Below are 17,446 nucleotides of genomic sequence, written 5' to 3'. Positions count from 1 at the left end.
ATAGAGAATGTCAAATTATAATTTTCAAAAAATATCAAAAATATTGTGTTTTTTATATGTTTTATGGTATTGTTTGGTTTAGTTTGTGTTTTCTATGTCGATTGATCAGGTACAGGGTGAGCTCACCGCCGAGGCGGATCAGCAGATTGATCAGAATAATCAGCAGCGGAACCACCACCCGCCGGTACAGCGTGAAGCGGGAGACGCCGCTTCCGGGTCTACTTTTCGGCGATCAGCCAGCTGTCGAGCTGCAATGCGCGCATGCCGTCGTCGTCGGAACGTCCCTGCACTCCGGTATCCTTTGCGGCGGCGTCTCCCATCAGCTGTGTATCGATCGCGTAGCCGGGGCTTCGGCCGAGTGCGCGGATCGTCAGCGTATGCTTCCCCGCCGCCAGCGCGCCGAGCGGGGCGGACGAGTAGCCGACCTCCAGCCGGTTCTTGCCCAGCCCGGCGTTCCACGGGCTCAGGTGCATCCGGTCGGTGGCCGGAGCATTGGCGGCGATCCGGGCCGCGCTTCGCCCGTCGATCAGGATTTCCAGCTCCATCGACGGTGAAACTTGTTTGCGCAGGTGGAATTGCGCATTCGCGAGCGGCCGCGACAGCTCGAAGTCGTAGACGGCCTCGTATTCCCTGCCAGCCGGAGGCGCCCAGTGGGTGTTGATGCCAATCGCCCGCCCGCCGCTGTAGCGGGAGTAACCCACCAGCGACGGCTGCGGAAAGGTCGTCGAACGGAACGCTTCCGCCTCGCGGTACACCGCCACCTCCGCCGGAGCCAGCGCGGCGGGGAGCCAGCGGCGGAATGCGGGGGCGTTCCGCTTTTGCAGCTCCTCCATCGTCACGCCGGTCAGACAGGCGGTCTCCGGCTGGCCGTTATCCGCATTGTAATAGCCGTTCGGGAAGTGCGGCGGCAGGTTGTCGCGGCTGAGCGCGTAAGGGGCGCGTTTCAGCGTAAGGCGGTTGTTTTCGGCCGGCAGCGGTTCCCCCTTGAGATTGACGGCCCGCGCTCCGGGCGGCAGCGTGATTTCGGCCTGTTCGCGTTCGACGCAGACCCAGACCAGCAGCCGGCCGTCCGGCAGCCGCAGCCCGTTCAGCTCTTCGGTCTGGAAGGTTTCGCAGTCGAGCACCCTGCGCCGGAACTCCTGCAGCTGATTCGGATTCCCCGGCTCCGGCGGGATGACCCCGATCCCGTGGGCGGTGAAGCTGTCGAGGGTCTTCGCGGTCAGGCGCCGCGCCGCCGGATGGAGGGCGGCCTCTTTTGCCTGCAGCGCGGTCAGCAGCGGCTCGGCGACCAGCAGGGTGCGGAACGGGGCGTCGGGATTCACGGCGGGCAGAATCCACCGTCCGTCCGGCGCCATGCGGATCTGGGCGGAAGTTCCCATGTAGTTGCCGTCGATGTCATAGGTGCGCGCGAGGTTGCCCGCTGCTTCGCCTTCGCGCAGGTAACCGGGATACCAGCCGTGGTATTCCGGCCGGGCTTCCAGCAGCTTCCGGCCCGCGTCGCGGTAGAGTTTCGCGTGGGTCGCGAGCCACTCCAGCTGGCGCGGATCGCGGGTCAGCTCCGTGGTGAAGAAGCGGCCCCCATCCGGATCGAACATGAGGCCGAAATGGTAGAAGCCTTTGGCGCCGAGCATCATCAGCTGGTCGATGTCGTCCAGCATCTGCAGCCGGTCGGGATAGCCGCAGTACTCTTTCTGCCCCTCGAAGGCCGCCGCCGAACTTTCGGTCACCGGGCACCACTGGGTGCGGCGCGACTGCATCGCCTCGGCGTAGACCACGGCGGAATTGTGATAGGCGAGGCTGTCGCCGTAGCAGTACGCTTCCATGCCGGTGCCGTCCGCGCCGCCCTTTTCGAGCGGGTTCACGAACCAGTCGCTGAACCAGGTGTTGTGTTTGAGCAGCACCGGCACGTCGGCGATCTCCTTCAACACGGCGACGACCCGGTTGATCACTTCGCGGCAGACTTCGCCGCGCAGCTCCTTGAGGTCGCGCAGGGTCTGGCCGTTTTGGTCGTCGAACCGGAACAGCCGGCCGGTTTCGGGATCGATCCAGCAGCTGGAGCGGCCGTTGGCCGCCAGCGGCACCAGCCGGGCGGCGGTGGTGAAGTCGGAGACGGATGCGCCGCGCGCCCGGCAGATGCGGTTCAGCTCCGCAACCGAACCGTACCGCTTCGCAAGGAAGGCGGCGCGCCGCTCCTGAAATGCCGCGGTGGTCGGAACGCCGGTCGGCCGGGTGTGCATCTCGTTGGAGAGCGGGTCGATGAAGAAACGGAAATGTTCCCCGAGCGGCAGCGAACCGTAGACCGCCCGCACCTTGGCGAGGTAGTCCTCAAGACCGCCGAAGTATCCGGCGGGATCGGAGGCGGCCAGCGGTATTTCGGGCAGATAGACCAGGCGGTCGCCGTCGCGCGCCTGAGTCCGGAATTTCACTTCGGCGGAACCGGCTGCGTCGAGCGTGGCCACGCCGCCTTCGCGGGCGATGCCTTCCGCATCGACCACCGCGTAGAGGACGCGGCAGGGGAATTTCAGTTCGGGCAGCTTTTTCGGTCTGCGTCCCGGCAGGAAGTCCTTTGCCGCGTCGAGCCGGTGCGAGGCGGTTCCCGCCTTGAGTGGTACGCCGCGCGCCGGATCGCGCACGAAACCCGGATCGGATTCGCGGGGAAAATCCGACAGGTGCAGGCCGTAATTCATCCCCTCCGCCTCGGCCAGATTGACCACCTCGCGCAGCACGTTCGGATTGGAGCGGGGAAAGAAGCCGTTGAAATAGATGTCGCGCAGTCCGTAGGATTTCAATTGCGCGATCCGCCCCTTGAGGAGGTTGCGCCCGCCGTTCAGGAAGCCGGAATTTTCCGGTTCTCCCTGTCTGGCGGCCCAGGAGAGCCGGGTGTTGATCATGCCGCCGAAGGGCAGGTAGGGTTCTCCGTCCCAGACCAGCACGTTGCCCGGCGTCACGTACCAGAAGTGGCGGATGCCGGAGCGGCTGCGGTAGACGCCCCACGACAGCGGCAGGCCTCGCCGGTCGCCTTCTGCCCAAACCAGACTGCCGGGTTCGCCGTAGCCGAATGGAGTTCCGAGCGGGAACAAATAGAGTTTCAGCTTACCTGCCGGCAGGCCGGACGGAAGATCAAGTTCAAACTCGGTCGTGCGGTTCCGGCCGTCGGCTTCCAGCGGGACGACCGCGTACAGTGCGCCGCCCCGGGTGAAAGCCGCCAGCAGCCGCCCCTTGAAAGGGCGGTTCATCACGGCGGTGAAGTGCAGTTTGCCGGCTTCGCAGCGCAGTTTTTCCACCCGGAGACTCAGCAGCGCCTTTTTCCCGTCATCGGGCAGGGCGGCGAGCTGTTCGGCGCCTTTCCGCTGCGCCTCTTGCTCCGCCGGGGAAAAACGTCCCGCGGGGCGGAAATCCGGATCGTCGGTGAGCAGCAGCGCATCCTGCACGAAATAGTAGTAGTCCCCGCGCGGCCGTTTGCCGGTCGCCTCGAAGCGGAGCAGGTGAGGTCCGGCCTCCAGCTCCGCTTCGCCCCACAGACACCAGTCCAGCGGGAAGTTACGCTGGAACACCTCCCGGTCCACCCGTGCCTGCGGCTTCCATTCCCGCCACTCTCCGCCGTCGATCCGCCAGCGTCCGGGGCTGGACCACTTCGGGTCGAACGTGCGTCCCCAGACCCGGTAATTGCCCGGCGCGGGGCAGTCGAAGCGGTATTCAAAAAAGGGCTGGTCCGGAATCGGCCGGTTCGGAATCAGGGCCGCCGCCTTTCCCGCACTGGCGGTCGTCCAGTTGTGGGTGGCGTTGAAGTTGGTCCGGGCGGGCTGATCCTGCCGGATCGGCGCGGCGGCCAGTTCGAGCGCGAGCAGCAGGCCCGCCGGTATCACGGATTTGAAAAGCATGGATCACTCCTTATGTAATGGTCAGCGGATCAGGTTCCAGATGTCGTTCGGCCCGGCGGGGGCGACGGCGTCATTGGTCAGCTGGGGGATCAACGCGACCGAGGCGTGGCCGTCTACCCAGGAGACGTTCACGCGCCCGTTGTGCATTCCGCCGACTTTGGCCGGGCTGAGGTTGGCGTCGCACTGGTTGTAGTTCGCGGTGATCTTGACGATCGTGTCGGCGTAGAAGAGCGTCTGCGCCGGATATCGTCCCCGGGTCAGCTGCGGCGCCGAAAACCACTGGTTCGAGCCGGGCAGATACAAATAGAAGTTGCGCGCATAGGACGGCGTGACCATGCGTCCGGTTGCCGCCGCTGCCGGGCAGGAGAAGTAAACCTTGCGCAGCTCCTCCTTGTTCCCGTCGTTTTTGTTGTTGATCTGGAAGACCGCGTCTTTGGTCGTCGAATAACCGCGACCCGGATAACAGTACTTCAACAGCATATTGTGCCACCACGGTTTGTCGTTCGCCTCGCGCATCGGGGGCTGCATTTCCCCGTTGTCCAGCGCATAGCCGATGCTCATCATGGTCAGTTGGCGCAGGTTGCCTGCGCAGGCGCTCATCCGGGCCTTGTCCCGCGCCTTGTTCAGTGCAGGCAGCAGCATCGCCGCCAGGATCGCTATGATTGCTATTACTATAAGCAATTCAATCAATGTAAATTTGCAAGACGGAAGTGACGGATAAACCGCCGGGGCAGCGCTGTTTTTCAGTTTCATTTCCTGTGCCTTTTGTTGAAGTTGAAGTTCCTGCGGTTACGCGAGCCGGTTTGCGGTGCTGTCCCGGATGGAGAAACGCTCCGGAACCGTCACTTGCGGAACCTGCACGGCACCTTTGTCCATCAGTTCGCAGAGCATCGCGACTCCGGCTTCGATGATCCCGGCGTAGTTGCGTTCCACGGCGGTGAGGCGGGGGACGAACTTGTACGCCTCCCAGTCATTGGTGCCGAATGCGACGATGCTGGCGTCGGCGGGAATCCGCACTCCGCGCTGCAGCGCCTGCACGACAATGCTTTTGACCAGGATGCCGCTGCTGACCATCACGGCGTCGGGGCGGTCCGGGCGGTCGAAAAGCCGCCGCCCCGCCAGCACCGCGTCCAGCGCGAAATCGCCGTAGGGATCGGCCTCATAGAAAAGCTCCTCGTCGACGGTCAGGCCGAAGCGCGCGCAGCTTTCGCGGAAGGCGCTGTGAAGATTCCGGAAGTACGGCAGCGTTTCCGGCCCGTTGACCAGCCCGAGGCGGCGATGGCCGGTCGCGGCCAGATATTCCAGCGCCTGCCGGAAGGCGGGCTGCGGATCGAACCTCACCGAATGCTTGCCCGGTTCGTCGAGGCGGACGATGGGGAGCGTGCAGCTTTCGCGCAAATACTGTTCGGAGGCCCCGATCGGATTTCCCGCGATCAGCAGCCCCCCGATCAGGCCGTCGGTCAGGATTGCCGGGACCTCGTCGGGATGCCGGAAGGGGTCGAACCAGTCCACCTGGTAACGCCGCCCGTATTCGCGGCTGATCCGGCTGAATTGGAGGTTCATATCCGTGAACCCGGCGTGTTCGCGGATGTGTCTGGTCTCCTCGAAGAACAGCAGCCCGATATCGCTGAGGCTCTTGCTTTTCAGAATCCGCCCCGCCGCATTCGCGCGGTAACCGAGCCGTGCCGCGATCGCCTGGATTTCAGCCCTCCGTGCCGCGCTGACCCGGACCCGGCTGCCGCTGCCGCTGCCGTTCAGCACGATCGACGCCGTCACCGCCGACACGCCTGCGGCTTCCGCCACGTCCTTCAGACTGACCCGTCCCATTTTTACTCCTGATTGATTAAACGATAAACCTGTATCTGTTCCTGATTTCAACCATATTTTTCAGAAATTGAAAATAAGAAACGAAATTTGGCTGAAACGTTAAACTCTGATTAATTATACCAAAACTTATTCCCGATGTCAATAGCGGAACGGAAAAAATCCGTAATTTTCCTGAAAATCTCCCGGATGGCCGGGAAAGTTTCCTCAATTCCAAAGCGGAACGGGTGGAAAAAAGCCGGCCGAGGTGCTATATTATCACGGTTTATTTTACGTTAACACAATCATCATCAAGGATTCACGCAGCAAAAATGATCGCAGCAACCGATGTTTCGATGCGGTTCGGGCAGCAGATGCTGTTCGAGAACGTCTCCGTCAAGTTCAATTCCGGCTGCCGTTACGGCCTGATCGGCGCGAACGGTTCCGGCAAATCGACTTTCATGAAGATTCTCTCCGGCCAGCAGGATTCCACCACCGGATCGGTCGCGATCGACAAGGACTGCCGCATGGGGTTCCTGAAACAGAACCACTATGATTACGAAGACGTTCCGATTCTCGATGTGGTCTACATGGGCAACGAGAACCTCTGGAAGATCCATCAGGAACGCGAATATCTCTACAGCAAGCTCGAACTCACCGAGGAGGAGGAGGAGCGCGCCAACGATATCGAAGGGCTTTTCGGCGACGCGGGCGGCTATACGATGGAAGCCGATGCGGCCAAGCTGCTCGTCGGCCTCGGCATTCCGGTCGAAAAGCACAACCAGCCGCTTTCCAGCCTGACCGGCGGTTTCAAGCTGCGGGTGCTGCTCGCGCAGGTGTTGTTCTACAACCCCGACATCCTGCTGCTCGACGAGCCGACCAACCACCTCGACATCAGCAGCATCGACTGGCTCTGCAATCTGCTCAAGAACCACAAGGGCACGGTGATCGTGATCTCCCACAACCGCTACTTCCTGAACGAGGTCTGCACCCATATCGCCGACCTTGACTATCAGGAGATCCGCCTGTTCACCGGCAACTACGATGACTTCATGACCGCGAATGAAATCGCGCTTGAGCGCGTCCGGCGCGAAAACGCCAAAAAGGAGAGCCGCATCTCCGAGCTCAAGGAGTTCATCAACCGGTTCGGCGCGAACGCCTCCAAGGCGCGGCAGGCCACCAGCCGCCAGAAGGAGCTGGAGAAAATTCAGCTTGAGGAGATCAAGCCTTCCAGCCGCGTTTCGCCGTACATCCGCTTCAATCCGCGCACCCGGCTCGGCTCGAAAGTGCTGGAAGCCGCCGGAATCGGCAAGATGTACGACCATACCCTTTTCAAGGATGTCGACATCACCATCGGCAATGAGGAAAAGGTCGCGATCATCGGCACCAACGGCGTCGGTAAGACCACGCTGCTGAAGCTGCTGCTCAAGCTGATCGAGCCGAACGACGGCGACGTGGTCCACGGCGAAACCGTGCAGTTGAGCTACTTCCCGCAGGACGCCTCCGACATCCTGAATATGGAGGACCGCGCGATCGACTGGCTGGCCCGGTTCGCCCCGGAGGAGGGGCTGAACGAGATGGAGCTGCGTTCCTTCATGGGCAAGATGCTTTTCAGCGGCGACGAGGTCAACAAGTTCGTGAAGGTGCTGTCGGGTGGCGAAAAGGCCCGCCTGATCCTCGCGAAGATGATGCTCGAAGCGGGCAATGTGCTCGCGCTCGACGAGCCGACCAACCATCTCGACCTCGAATCGATCGAGGCGTTGAACTATTCGCTGACGCTCTTCAAGAACACCGTGATCTTCGTCAGCCACGACCGCGAATTCATCAGCAGCCTGGCCACCCGCATTATCGAAATCGACAATGACGGCAAGGTCATCGACTTCCCCGGCACTCTCGCCGAATACGAGGACTTCAAGAAGCGCCGCGCCAAAGGGAAATGACGGTTCCCGCTGAATCGGAGCGACGATACTGAAAACAGTGCCGGAAATGCCTGCGCATACTCCTGTGTGCGGGGATTTCCGGCAATTTTCTGGCCGGTGCTCGGGACAGACAGACTGGACCGTCGCAATTTTTTGAAATAATTCCGTTTCACTATTGACAAGGGGCCTCATCTTTGCTATAATATATACAGGTATACTAGATATGTATACATGGCGAAAGGGACCCATGCAGAAGAACGGATACCATTTTATCTATGAATCGTTGTTGAGCCGGATCGAATGTCATGCGCTGGCTCCGGGGATGCAGTTGCCGTCGGAAAAAGATCTGGTCAACGAGTTCGGAGCCAGTCGGATGACGGTGCGGCGGGCGTTGACGCGGCTGGAGGAGGACGGCAGGATTTTCCGCCGCTCCGGCGTCGGTTCCTTTGTGAAGGTTCCGGGAGCTTCGGAGTCCTCCGGGGCCAGGCGCGTGGAAATCGGCGTCGAAGTGCATCCGGAATGGGGAGCGCCGCGCAGCTTCATGACCGAAGTGCTGTCGGCTTCCCAGAAGGCGTGTGCGGAGTGCAACTGCAATCTGCTGCTGCGCAGCAAGGAAGAGCTGCTGGCGGGGGAGAATGTGGACGCGGCGTTCTTCCTGTTTCTGGATGCGGAGGATTTTCCGCAGGCCTCCCGGCTGGCGGCCCGGAAGCCGACGCTGCTGTTGAACCGCGTCACCGACGATCCGAATCTGGGGTATGTGGCGGTCGACTATGCGGCGGCCGTTGCGCAGGTGGTACGGCGGATGCTGCAGAACGGCGCGGGGAAAATCCTGTTCGCGGGCGGCTCCATGACCGACAGGAATTATGCTCCTTTCATGCGTGAACTCGGATACCGCCGCGCCCACGAAATATTGGGGATTCCGGTGCGGGAGGAGCTGATCATCTCCTGGGATGACTGCCGCGAATATGAGAAGATCGCGCAGCGGCTGGAGGCGGAACAGCCGGATGTGATTTTCGTCAGCTGCGAATACCACCTGTCGCGGGTGTACACCGCCTGTGAGAAATGCGACGGAAGGCTGCTGCGCAAACCGTATGTATTCTGCTTTGATGACGTGCAGGATTGCGCCTCGTTTCCGTCGGGTTCGATCTCCTACGGGCGCATTCCGTTCGGGGATATGTGCCGCCGGGCGGTCCGGTATCTGGCCGGGCGGGTGAACCGGGAGCTGCCCGATCAGGCGATCCGGGAGATTTTCACTATGAGTTATATCGTCAACAATTGTCCGTTCCTGATTTAACCTCCAACGAGAAGGAGTATCAGACATGTCAAAGAAAAGTTTTACCTTAATTGAACTGCTGGTCGTGATTGCGATCATAGCCATTCTGGCGGCGATGCTGCTTCCGGCGCTGAACAAGGCGCGGATGGTCGCCCATCGCGCCAGCTGCATGAGCAATCTCAAGCAGATCGGAGCCGCGCACAATTTCTACGCGGGAGACAATGACGACTGGCTGGTCCCGGAGATGCGGCTGGACGCCAGGGGAAACGAACTCTACTGGTACTATATTTTCGCCGGCAAGGACGAGAACAACAAGGTCTGTCCCGAAGGGAATTACGGACTGAGTTACTTCGGGATCAATTCCACGAAAGGGACATTTGCCTGCCCGGCGGAAGCCACAAAATTCGGTTGGGCGAGTGCAGGGGATTTCCGGCGCACCCATTATGCGCTGAATATTCTCTGCAACGGTTCAGGCAACAGTTGGTATGGAGATCGCAACGATGCTTTCTGCCGGAAATTGAGCTCCTTTCAGAAGCCGACTATTGTGGTGCAGACTTTTGACAATATTGCCGGAGACAATGCAAAAGGAAACTGGAACCGACATGCAGCCTATCGGCATGGAGGTCCCGGAGAATATAAGCAAAGATATGAGACTCCCAATGGGCGTGACAACTATATGCCGTTGCGCGGCGGGCTTACTAATGTACAGTATGTGGATGGACATGTCGCCACTGTGAAAATGGATGATATCGGCGGCTGGGGAACGGGCAGCGGCAGTTCGCTGTATATGGGAATCGATCTGAACCGTGGTAAGAAATATTGATCGGAAAATCTGATTATGAATACGATATTGAAAATCTGTGCGGCTGTGATGGTCTCGCTGGCCGCGCTGGCCCTCGCCGCCGCTCCGCGGGAGGCTTCGCCGCAGGAGGTTTCCCGGCTGTTTGCGGAAAACGCTTCCGGCCATCCCCGGCTCTTCCTGCGGGACTACAGGACTTTGGAGGAGAGCCGCAAAACCGCAACCGGAAGTGCGATGACGGGCCGTATCCTGCACGACGCCGGGAAGATGCTCGGCTATCCGGTGGTGGAGCGGCGGATGACCGGCAACCAGATGCTTTCGGTGAGCCGGAATATCCTGTACCGGATCAATACGCTGGCGATCGCCTACCGGCTGAGCGGCGACCGCCGCTACGCCGATAAAGCGGTCGCGGAGATGCGCAACGCGGCGGCGTTTCCGGACTGGAATCCGCAGCATTTTCTGGATGTCGCCGAACTGACGCTGGCGATGGCGTTCGGGTACGACTGGCTCTACGACCTGCTGGATGAAAACGACCGGCAGCTCTTTGAACAGGCGATCATCGAAAAGGGGATCCTGCCTTCCTACGGCGAACCCCGCTACAACTGGTGGGTGAAAGGGACGAACAACTGGAATCAGGTCTGCCACGCCGGAATGACGGCCGGCGCGCTTGCGGTTTTCGAGAGAAACCCGGAACTTGCCGCGAAAACCATTGCGCGGGCGGTCAACTGCCTGCCGCCGGCGATGCGCGCCTCCTACTATCCCAAAGGCGCCTATCCGGAGGGGCCGGTCTACTGGAGTTACGGCAGTGAATTCAACGTCGCGCTGCTGGCGATGCTTGAGAGTGCGTTGGGCACGGATTTCGGGCTGGCTTCGATGCCCGGCTTCAGCGAGACCGGCGACTACGTGCTGGCGGTGCGCGCGCCGAGCGGCAGGAGTTTCAGCTATGCGGATTCGGTGCCGTTCATCGGCGTCGATTTCGCGCAGGTGTGGCTGCCCAAGCGGTTCAACCGTCCCGACTGGATGTCCGCCTGGGCGCAGCAGGAGCTGCTGAACGCGGGGGCGCGCCGGAATGCCGACGTGAGCAAAGGCGGCCCCCGGATGCTGCCGCTGGCGATGATCTTCTTTTCCGACTACCGGAAAACGGACCGGGAGCCGCCGAAGTCCTATTTCAGCGGCGCGGATGCGGCGGTACCGGTGGCGATGTTCCGTTCGGACTGGTCCGACGACGCGGCCTACCTCGGCGTCAAGGCGGGTTCGCCGTCGTGGGCGCACGGCCACATGGATGCCGGCAGCTTCGTCTATGAAGTTGACGGAGTGCGCTGGGCCGCCGATCTGGGGCAGGACAACTATGACAAGTTTCTGGCGCGCGGGATGACGCTGTGGAACTCCGCACAGGAGTCGGACCGCTGGAAAATCTTCCGCTTCGGCCCCCTGAGCCACAATATCCTGATGATCGACGGGCAGTTACAGCAGGCCGCAAACAAGGCGGAGATCACCGGTTGCACGGAAAATTCGGCGGTCGTCGACCTCTCGCCGGTCTATGCGGGGCAGGCGAAGAACCTGACCCGTTCCTTCCGGCTGCTGCCGGACCGGAGTGTTGAAATTTCGGACCGGATCGAAGGTGCGAAGCCGGGCGCCGTGGTACGCTGGCAGATGCTGATCCAGGGAAGCGATGCGGAAATACAAAAGAGGAACCTCCTTCTGGCGAACGGTGAAAAACGGCTGCTGATCGAAGTCGATTCGCCGCAACCGGGCAAATGGAGCATCACTGATACGAAGGAGCTGGAAGCCGAATGGGACGCTCCGAATCCCGGCTGCCGGATGATCGCGTTTGAACAGGCGGTTCCCGCCGACGGCTCTCTGGCCTACACGGTTCGCCTGAAACCGCAGCCTGCGCGGGCATGGCAGCCCGGCGAACCGGTGACGCTCGGAATGAAACGGCAGCCCCGCGAAGAGCGGGTGCTTTCCGCGCTGCCGCTGAAACCGGGAAGGACGGTCAGGACCACGGTGAAGCCGATCCGCAAATACGGTGCGGACTCCGCTTGGAAAAGCTGCGGTGTCGGAATCCACCGGGACGCCCGGAACCAGTTTTTGTTTTCGTTCTGCGAGTCTCCGGCTTCCGGCGGCAGCCGCCGTTTTCTCGAACTCAAGCAGCGCAAAAACGGCCAGTGGGAATCCGTCGCCGGAATCAGGCCGGTGGAGTGCCGTTCCAATTTCAATTGGAAGTACGGTGAAGAGTATGTGATGGAACTTGCCGTTTCCGCCGCCGCGCTCACCGGGACTCTGAAATCTCCCGACGGCGGGAAGTTGGCCGAAATCACGATTCCGGTCGTATCGGATGAGGCGGTGAATTCCGGGAACACGCTGCTGTTCTCCTCCGGCATCGAAGCCGCTTTTACCGGAACCGGTCTCCCGTAATCGTCATGATGCCGGGGATTTCGCCTTCGACGAACATGGCGAAATCCCGCCCCGGAGTGTGTTGCAATATCCGTAAACGAAGCTATAGTAAGTGGACGGAGTCACACCATACACATACCGGTAAGAAAGGGGAGATATGTCACAGAAACGCAAAGAGACGCAACGTGGAATGTTCGAGGCCGGAGGCCGTTTTTTCGTCGGCTGCAACTACTGGGCCAGCCATGCCGGAATTGCGATGTGGCGCAAATGGGACGCCGATACGGTGCGTGCCGACCTGAAACTGCTCAGTGAAAACGCAGTGGAGGTGCTGCGGGTGTTTCCGCTGTGGCCGGACTTCCAGCCGATCAGCCGCCATACCGCAGGGGGCCAGAGCTTTGTGGAGATGCGCTTCGGCGAACAACCGCTGCCGGATACGCCGGCAGGGCGCGCGGGAGTCGATCCGGTGATGGTGGAGCGCTTCCGCACGCTGTGCGCCTATGCCGCCGAATACAGGCTCCGGCTGATCGTCGGGCTGGTCACCGGATGGATGTCGGGGCGGATGTTCGTGCCTCCGGCGTTTTCCGGCGTCAATGTGCTGACCGACCCGACCGCGCTGAAGTGGGAGGTGCGGATGGTGCGGCATCTGGTTTCGGAACTGAGGAACGAGACCGCGATTGCCGCGTGGGACCTCGGCAATGAGTGCAACTGCATGGGCCCGGTCGAAGGCAACCCGGATGCGGCGTGGGCGTGGACCAATGCGATCTCGGCGGCGATCCGGGTGGAGGACGCTTCCCGCCCGGTGGTCTCCGGCATGCACAGCCTGACCGCGTTCAAGGAAAACGGCCTGTGGAATATCGGCGAGCAGGCGGAATTGACCGATGTGCTGACCACCCATCCGTATCCTTTGTTTACGCCGCACTGCAATCTCGATCCGATCCATACGATGCGCAATGCGTTTCACGCGACAGCCGAAACCCGCCTCTACGGCGACGTCGGGCGCGTCGATGCCTTCATCGAGGAGGCCGGAACGCTGGGGCCCTCCCAGTCCGGCGACTCCAATGCGGCCAACCTGATGCGCGCGATGCTCTGGAACGGCTTTGCGCACGACTGCCGGGGGATGCTCTGGTGGTGCGCATTCGATCAGGATCAGCTCGAAGAAACTCCGTACGACTGGATGGCCATTGAGCGGGAGCTCGGTCTGGTCCGTTCCAACCGCGAACCCAAGCCGGCGCTGATCGCACTGCGGGAGTTCAGCCGCGCGCTCGACCGGCTGAACCTGCGCACGATTCCGCCCTTCCGGCGGGACGCGGTGGTGATCCTGAGCCATGAACAGGACAACTGGGGCGTCGGCTATTCGAGCTTCCTGCTGGCCAAACAGGCCGGCTTCGACGTGGAATTTGCGACCGCAGATCAGGAGCTGCCCGAATCGAAGTTCTATATCCTGCCCTCGGTGCGCGGACTGCGCGTGATCGACCGCCGCCGCTGGCTGGCGTTGCTGGATAAAGTGGAAAAGGGTGCGACGCTGCTGGTCACCAGCGACGGCGGAACTCTTCAACCTTTCAACGTTCCCTTCGGCGTGGATATCGTGTGGACCGCCGCGCCGACCGAACCGGTCGCGGTGATCGGGGCGGGCATGGAGCTGTACTGCCCTGTCGAACGGCTGCTGAAACTTTCTGCGCGTGATGCGGAAGTGCTGGCTTCCGACCGCGACGGCACACCGGTGATGACCTCCCGGGCATACGGCAAGGGCAAGCTGCTGTTCCTGTCGGTGCCGATCGAACGGCACGCCGCGAATCAGCCGCGCGCATTCCTGCCCGGCTCGGAATCCTATTACAAAATCTACCAGCTGGCCGCCGCGGCAGCTGGAGTGGAACGCAGCGTGACCCGCACGAATCCGTCGCTGACGCTGACCGAACACCGGCTGGCGCGATGCGAGCTTCTGGTGATCGCGGTCAACAATACGCCTGATCCGATCACGGATGCAATCACCGCCGGAGCGGGCTGGGCGTTCGACCGGGTATTGTGCGGCGGACGCATGGAATGGGGGGCGCTGACGGTGCCGGGCAACTCCGCCGCCGTGATGGTGTTCCGCTGCAACAACTGAAAACCGTCCCGGTCTTTTCGCGGGGAGCCCGCCGGTTTCTCCGCATGTCATTTTTTCCTCCGCCTTATCCGAAAAAGCGGAGGAAAGGATTTGTATTTCATCGGGTTTCCCGTTATTGTAAAGTTACAGTAAGTTTAACTTCACAGGAAAAGAGCCTGCCATGGCTGAAATTCGCCCCTTTGCCCCGTCGAAAGACCGCACGCCGAGATATACCGTCAAGGAGGTTTCCGAACTGACGGGGCTCTCCGCATACACGATCCGTTACTATGAGAATTCCGGCCTGATTCCGTCGGTGGACCGGACGGGCGGCAATATCCGGATGTTTTCCGAATATGCGTTGAGCTGGCTGCGGCTGGTGCACTGCCTGCGGGCCACCGGCCTGCCGATCGATCAGGTACGGCACTATATCAGGATGTGCGAACAGGGAGATTCGACCATTCCGGAGCGGGCCGAAATGATCTTCCGCCAGGAGGAAAGCCTGCGCCGGCAGCTCGAATCTCTGCAGCAGCAGTTCGAAGTGCTGAAATACAAAAAGGAATATTACAAACGGCTGCTGGAGGGACGCGGACAGGATTCCTGCAATCCGGCGGCACGGCAAAAAGCCGAACCGGATATCGTCCCTGAACTCGTCCTGTAACTCTCTGGCTTCCTCCTTTCAACCATCTCCCCCCCCTCGCGCCGGCGGGCGGTCCTGTGACATCGCCTGCCGACGCATTCTTATTTGCAGAAAAGTCATAGTAAAAATTTTATCACTATTATCCAATTTCTTTCTATTTCTTCAAATAGGCGAATTAAAATTTACTAATGATTGGTATAAAATAAACTAAGTTTGTTTATTTTATTATGATATAAATAATAAATAAACAAACCGTATCGTTACTGTAACAATAAGTGCAATCAGCATAGCTCATGAAGCGGGATAGTTGTTTTCTGCCGCCGGAAGAGTTGAGCTTTCATCTTTCGTCTGAAGACGTATTGTCGAATATTCACGCCCGCAATTGACAATGAGACGGAATTTCAGTCAACTGTCCGCGTCTGATTTGACAACCGGATTCGCAATCGAGCCGGACTTCCCGGAGAAGTTGGATTGTGATTGATAATTAAAGTGATGTGATTGTTTTGGTTTCATTCTTTTTTTGATGAAGAAAGAGGATTTTACTCTTGACATTTGCGACAGGTTAAATTATAACGAACAAGAGGGGGATTCCATGTCTGATATACACTGCCATGTGACAGTTGCCGATTCCGCTTCCGGTTGCAGCCGGATGGAAATCGGAAAAATGAGTACGGAATATTTTCTGCATTCTCCCCTTTCTGCCGTTTACTCCGAATTTTGCGTGGCCTCCTCTGTCACGCGCGATGGAAGAACGTTCTATATTCCGGCTCCGGAGTATACGGAATCCACTGCTTTTCTGCGTCCGCTTTTTTCAAAGGTCTCCCTCTCGATCTGCGGCGCCGCGGAGCTTTCCGGTGGTTTCCGCTGCAGTATTTTGTCCGCTTCTTTTTCGTGCCGGGAAACGGTTCGGTCCTGCCGCCGTGATCCGGGAACGTTTGTCCGTGTTCCCGCCCGGCGGGAATCCGTCAGGGCCGGAATGTCACGGAGCCGGAGCGCCTGCATTCAATTCCAGAAATTCAACCTATAAATAATATAGAAATGTAAAAACGGGAAGGTAACACCATGGCAACTTATTACGTGTATGCGGACGAAGCGGCGCGTCAGGCCGCAATTCAGGCCGGCGAAGCCGCTGAAAACAATTCATTCACCTCCATCCAGACCGCGATCAACCAGTCGGCCGACGGCGATACCATTCAGGTCGGCGCCGGAACATTCGATGAGAAAATTACGGTAGGCAAGGCTGTCACGCTGCAGGGGGCCGCCGATCACGGCACTGTTGTCACCAACGGATTCGGCATCTATTCCGACGGTGTGACCATCAGGGGATTCAACATTCAACCGCAGACGGCTAACTACGGCAGTTCCGCCTGCGGTATCTATATGGCGTATGAGCCGGGGCAGGGACATAACGGCTTCGGCGCTGACGGAGTACTGAGCAATCTGACGGTTGAAGACAACATTTTCGACTGTACGCAGTTCTCCGGCTCCGCCTACGGCGTGAATATGACGCAGGGCGGAAAATCAGCCGATGTGACCATCACCGGCAACCGGTTTGTCGGTGCAACCGCAGAGGGAACCAAAAAAGGACAGGATGCGTTCTTCGGCGGCAACCTTGAAAACTTCGTATTCGACAACAACACGATCGACGGTTTCAAGCATCACGGCGTTTCCTCAAGTGCGTTGACCGGCAACTCCTCCATTTCCGGCAATACCGTGACCAATCTGAGCCGCAACGGCATCCAGGTGGCCGGAGCTTGCTCCGGCACGGTTACGGTTCAGAACAACATCGTCGATAAGGCTAACCAGTCATTCCTCTCTTCTCTTTCTGCGGATGACGGTGCAATCGTGCTGCGCGGCGAGAATGCCGACGGTTCGGTTCCGACCGGATTTGATGTCACCGGAAATACCGTTACCAATTCCAAAGTCGGAGTTTATGTCGAAAACTCGATGACGGGCACTGATGTCGCGATTTCCGGCAATACCATTTCCGACAACAAAACCGCGATTCAGAATAAAGCTGATGAGGTGGTCGATGCCGTTCATAATGACTGGGGAACCACTGATCCGGCTGAACTCGGCAACTCCATGAAGGGACAGGTCGATTTTTCCAATTTCATAACCGGTTACGATGATGACAATCAACCGATCTATTCCGAATTGACCATCGATTATTCCGTGGTCTACGTCGACTCGCAAAAGAGCGGCGCCCAGGTGGTCGACGGCAAGATGGTGATGTTCTACAAAAGTGCTTCCACCGCTATCAGCAATGCGGTGACGGGCACGGTCGTCGTTTCCGAAGCCACTCCGACCACTTCGGTCAGCGTACCGGAGGGGATCACTTTCAAGGTTGGCGACAGCATCTCGATTACGAATGGCAGATATGTTTTCCGTGACGGCCAGTTAACCTTGACCGCCAATGACGGCGGTTCGGTTGTGATCGACAGCCTGCCTGAGGGGGTCGCTTCCATCACGATTGCGGATGGAAGCAAAGGTGCCGTGACCATTGATCCTTCGGTTTCGGACTCGGTGACGGTTCCTTCGGATGTGGCGGTGAAGATCGCGGTGAACTGGCCTGCCGATTTCTTTGGCGCGGATGCGCCGGCTTCGGCGGAACAGCTTGTGCCGGCGGCGGACCGTGCGACGTTCGGCACCGG

General features: G+C 59.7%; 10 protein-coding genes. 7 read left to right on the top strand and 3 right to left on the bottom strand.

What is annotated here, in order from left to right:
* Positions 1-218: 218 nt before the first annotated feature.
* Genes C8D82_RS18080 through C8D82_RS18070 form a run of 3 tightly spaced genes read right to left on the bottom strand, consistent with a single transcriptional unit; the run spans position 219 to position 5,708 of the window.
* Positions 219-3,881, bottom strand: a complete 3,663-nt coding sequence (locus tag C8D82_RS18080; RefSeq protein ID WP_116885693.1) for a hypothetical protein — start codon at positions 3,879-3,881, stop codon at positions 219-221.
* A 21-nt stretch (positions 3,882-3,902) separates the two neighbouring features.
* Complete coding sequence (locus C8D82_RS22200) at positions 3,903-4,634, bottom strand: prepilin-type N-terminal cleavage/methylation domain-containing protein (RefSeq protein WP_165833182.1); 732 nt, start codon at positions 4,632-4,634, stop codon at positions 3,903-3,905.
* A 36-nt stretch (positions 4,635-4,670) separates the two neighbouring features.
* Positions 4,671-5,708, bottom strand: a complete 1,038-nt coding sequence (locus C8D82_RS18070) for a LacI family DNA-binding transcriptional regulator (RefSeq protein ID WP_116885692.1) — start codon at positions 5,706-5,708, stop codon at positions 4,671-4,673.
* 308 nt (positions 5,709-6,016) lie between these two features.
* On the opposite strand from C8D82_RS18070, the gene C8D82_RS18065 reads away from it, so the two are divergent.
* The 7 genes from C8D82_RS18065 to C8D82_RS18030 form a co-directional block, all read left to right on the top strand.
* On the top strand, positions 6,017-7,624 hold the full coding sequence (locus C8D82_RS18065; RefSeq protein WP_116885691.1) for an ATP-binding cassette domain-containing protein: 1,608 nt from the start codon (positions 6,017-6,019) through the stop codon (positions 7,622-7,624).
* A gap of 226 nt (positions 7,625-7,850) precedes the next feature.
* Positions 7,851-8,897: a GntR family transcriptional regulator gene (locus tag C8D82_RS18060; protein ID WP_165833181.1), complete on the top strand. Its 1,047-nt coding sequence runs from the start codon at positions 7,851-7,853 to the stop codon at positions 8,895-8,897.
* A 25-nt stretch (positions 8,898-8,922) separates the two neighbouring features.
* On the top strand, positions 8,923-9,699 hold the full coding sequence (locus C8D82_RS18055; protein ID WP_116885689.1) for a prepilin-type N-terminal cleavage/methylation domain-containing protein: 777 nt from the start codon (positions 8,923-8,925) through the stop codon (positions 9,697-9,699).
* A 15-nt stretch (positions 9,700-9,714) separates the two neighbouring features.
* Positions 9,715-12,093, top strand: a complete 2,379-nt coding sequence (locus tag C8D82_RS18050; protein WP_116885688.1) for a heparinase II/III domain-containing protein — start codon at positions 9,715-9,717, stop codon at positions 12,091-12,093.
* Positions 12,094-12,229: 136 nt separating this feature from the next.
* Positions 12,230-14,176, top strand: a complete 1,947-nt coding sequence (locus C8D82_RS18045; protein WP_133245283.1) for a glycoside hydrolase 5 family protein — start codon at positions 12,230-12,232, stop codon at positions 14,174-14,176.
* Positions 14,177-14,336: 160 nt separating this feature from the next.
* Complete coding sequence (locus C8D82_RS18040) at positions 14,337-14,813, top strand: MerR family transcriptional regulator (protein ID WP_116885686.1); 477 nt, start codon at positions 14,337-14,339, stop codon at positions 14,811-14,813.
* Positions 14,814-15,854: 1,041 nt separating this feature from the next.
* Positions 15,855-17,446, top strand: a 1,592-nt coding sequence (locus C8D82_RS18030; RefSeq protein WP_133245282.1) for a right-handed parallel beta-helix repeat-containing protein, incomplete at its 3' end; no start/stop codon positions are given.

The organism is Victivallis vadensis, assembly GCF_003096415.1.
Classification (GTDB): Bacteria; Verrucomicrobiota; Lentisphaeria; order Victivallales; family Victivallaceae; genus Victivallis; species Victivallis vadensis.
The sequence above is the reverse complement of the archived record's forward strand: the minus strand, read 5'-3'. Positions and strand labels throughout refer to the sequence as shown.

Excerpts from the sequence above, each read along its gene's own strand:
- C8D82_RS18080 (WP_116885693.1), bottom strand. The coding sequence starts at position 3,881 with ATGCTTTTCAAATCCGTGATACCGGCGGGCCTGCTGCTCGCGCTCGAA.
- C8D82_RS22200 (WP_165833182.1), bottom strand. The coding sequence starts at position 4,634 with ATGAAACTGAAAAACAGCGCTGCCCCGGCGGTTTATCCGTCACTTCCG.
- C8D82_RS18070 (WP_116885692.1), bottom strand. The coding sequence starts at position 5,708 with ATGGGACGGGTCAGTCTGAAGGACGTGGCGGAAGCCGCAGGCGTGTCG.
- C8D82_RS18065 (WP_116885691.1), top strand. The coding sequence starts at position 6,017 with ATGATCGCAGCAACCGATGTTTCGATGCGGTTCGGGCAGCAGATGCTG.
- C8D82_RS18060 (WP_165833181.1), top strand. The coding sequence starts at position 7,851 with ATGCAGAAGAACGGATACCATTTTATCTATGAATCGTTGTTGAGCCGG.
- C8D82_RS18055 (WP_116885689.1), top strand. The coding sequence starts at position 8,923 with ATGTCAAAGAAAAGTTTTACCTTAATTGAACTGCTGGTCGTGATTGCG.
- C8D82_RS18050 (WP_116885688.1), top strand. The coding sequence starts at position 9,715 with ATGAATACGATATTGAAAATCTGTGCGGCTGTGATGGTCTCGCTGGCC.
- C8D82_RS18045 (WP_133245283.1), top strand. The coding sequence starts at position 12,230 with ATGTCACAGAAACGCAAAGAGACGCAACGTGGAATGTTCGAGGCCGGA.
- C8D82_RS18040 (WP_116885686.1), top strand. The coding sequence starts at position 14,337 with ATGGCTGAAATTCGCCCCTTTGCCCCGTCGAAAGACCGCACGCCGAGA.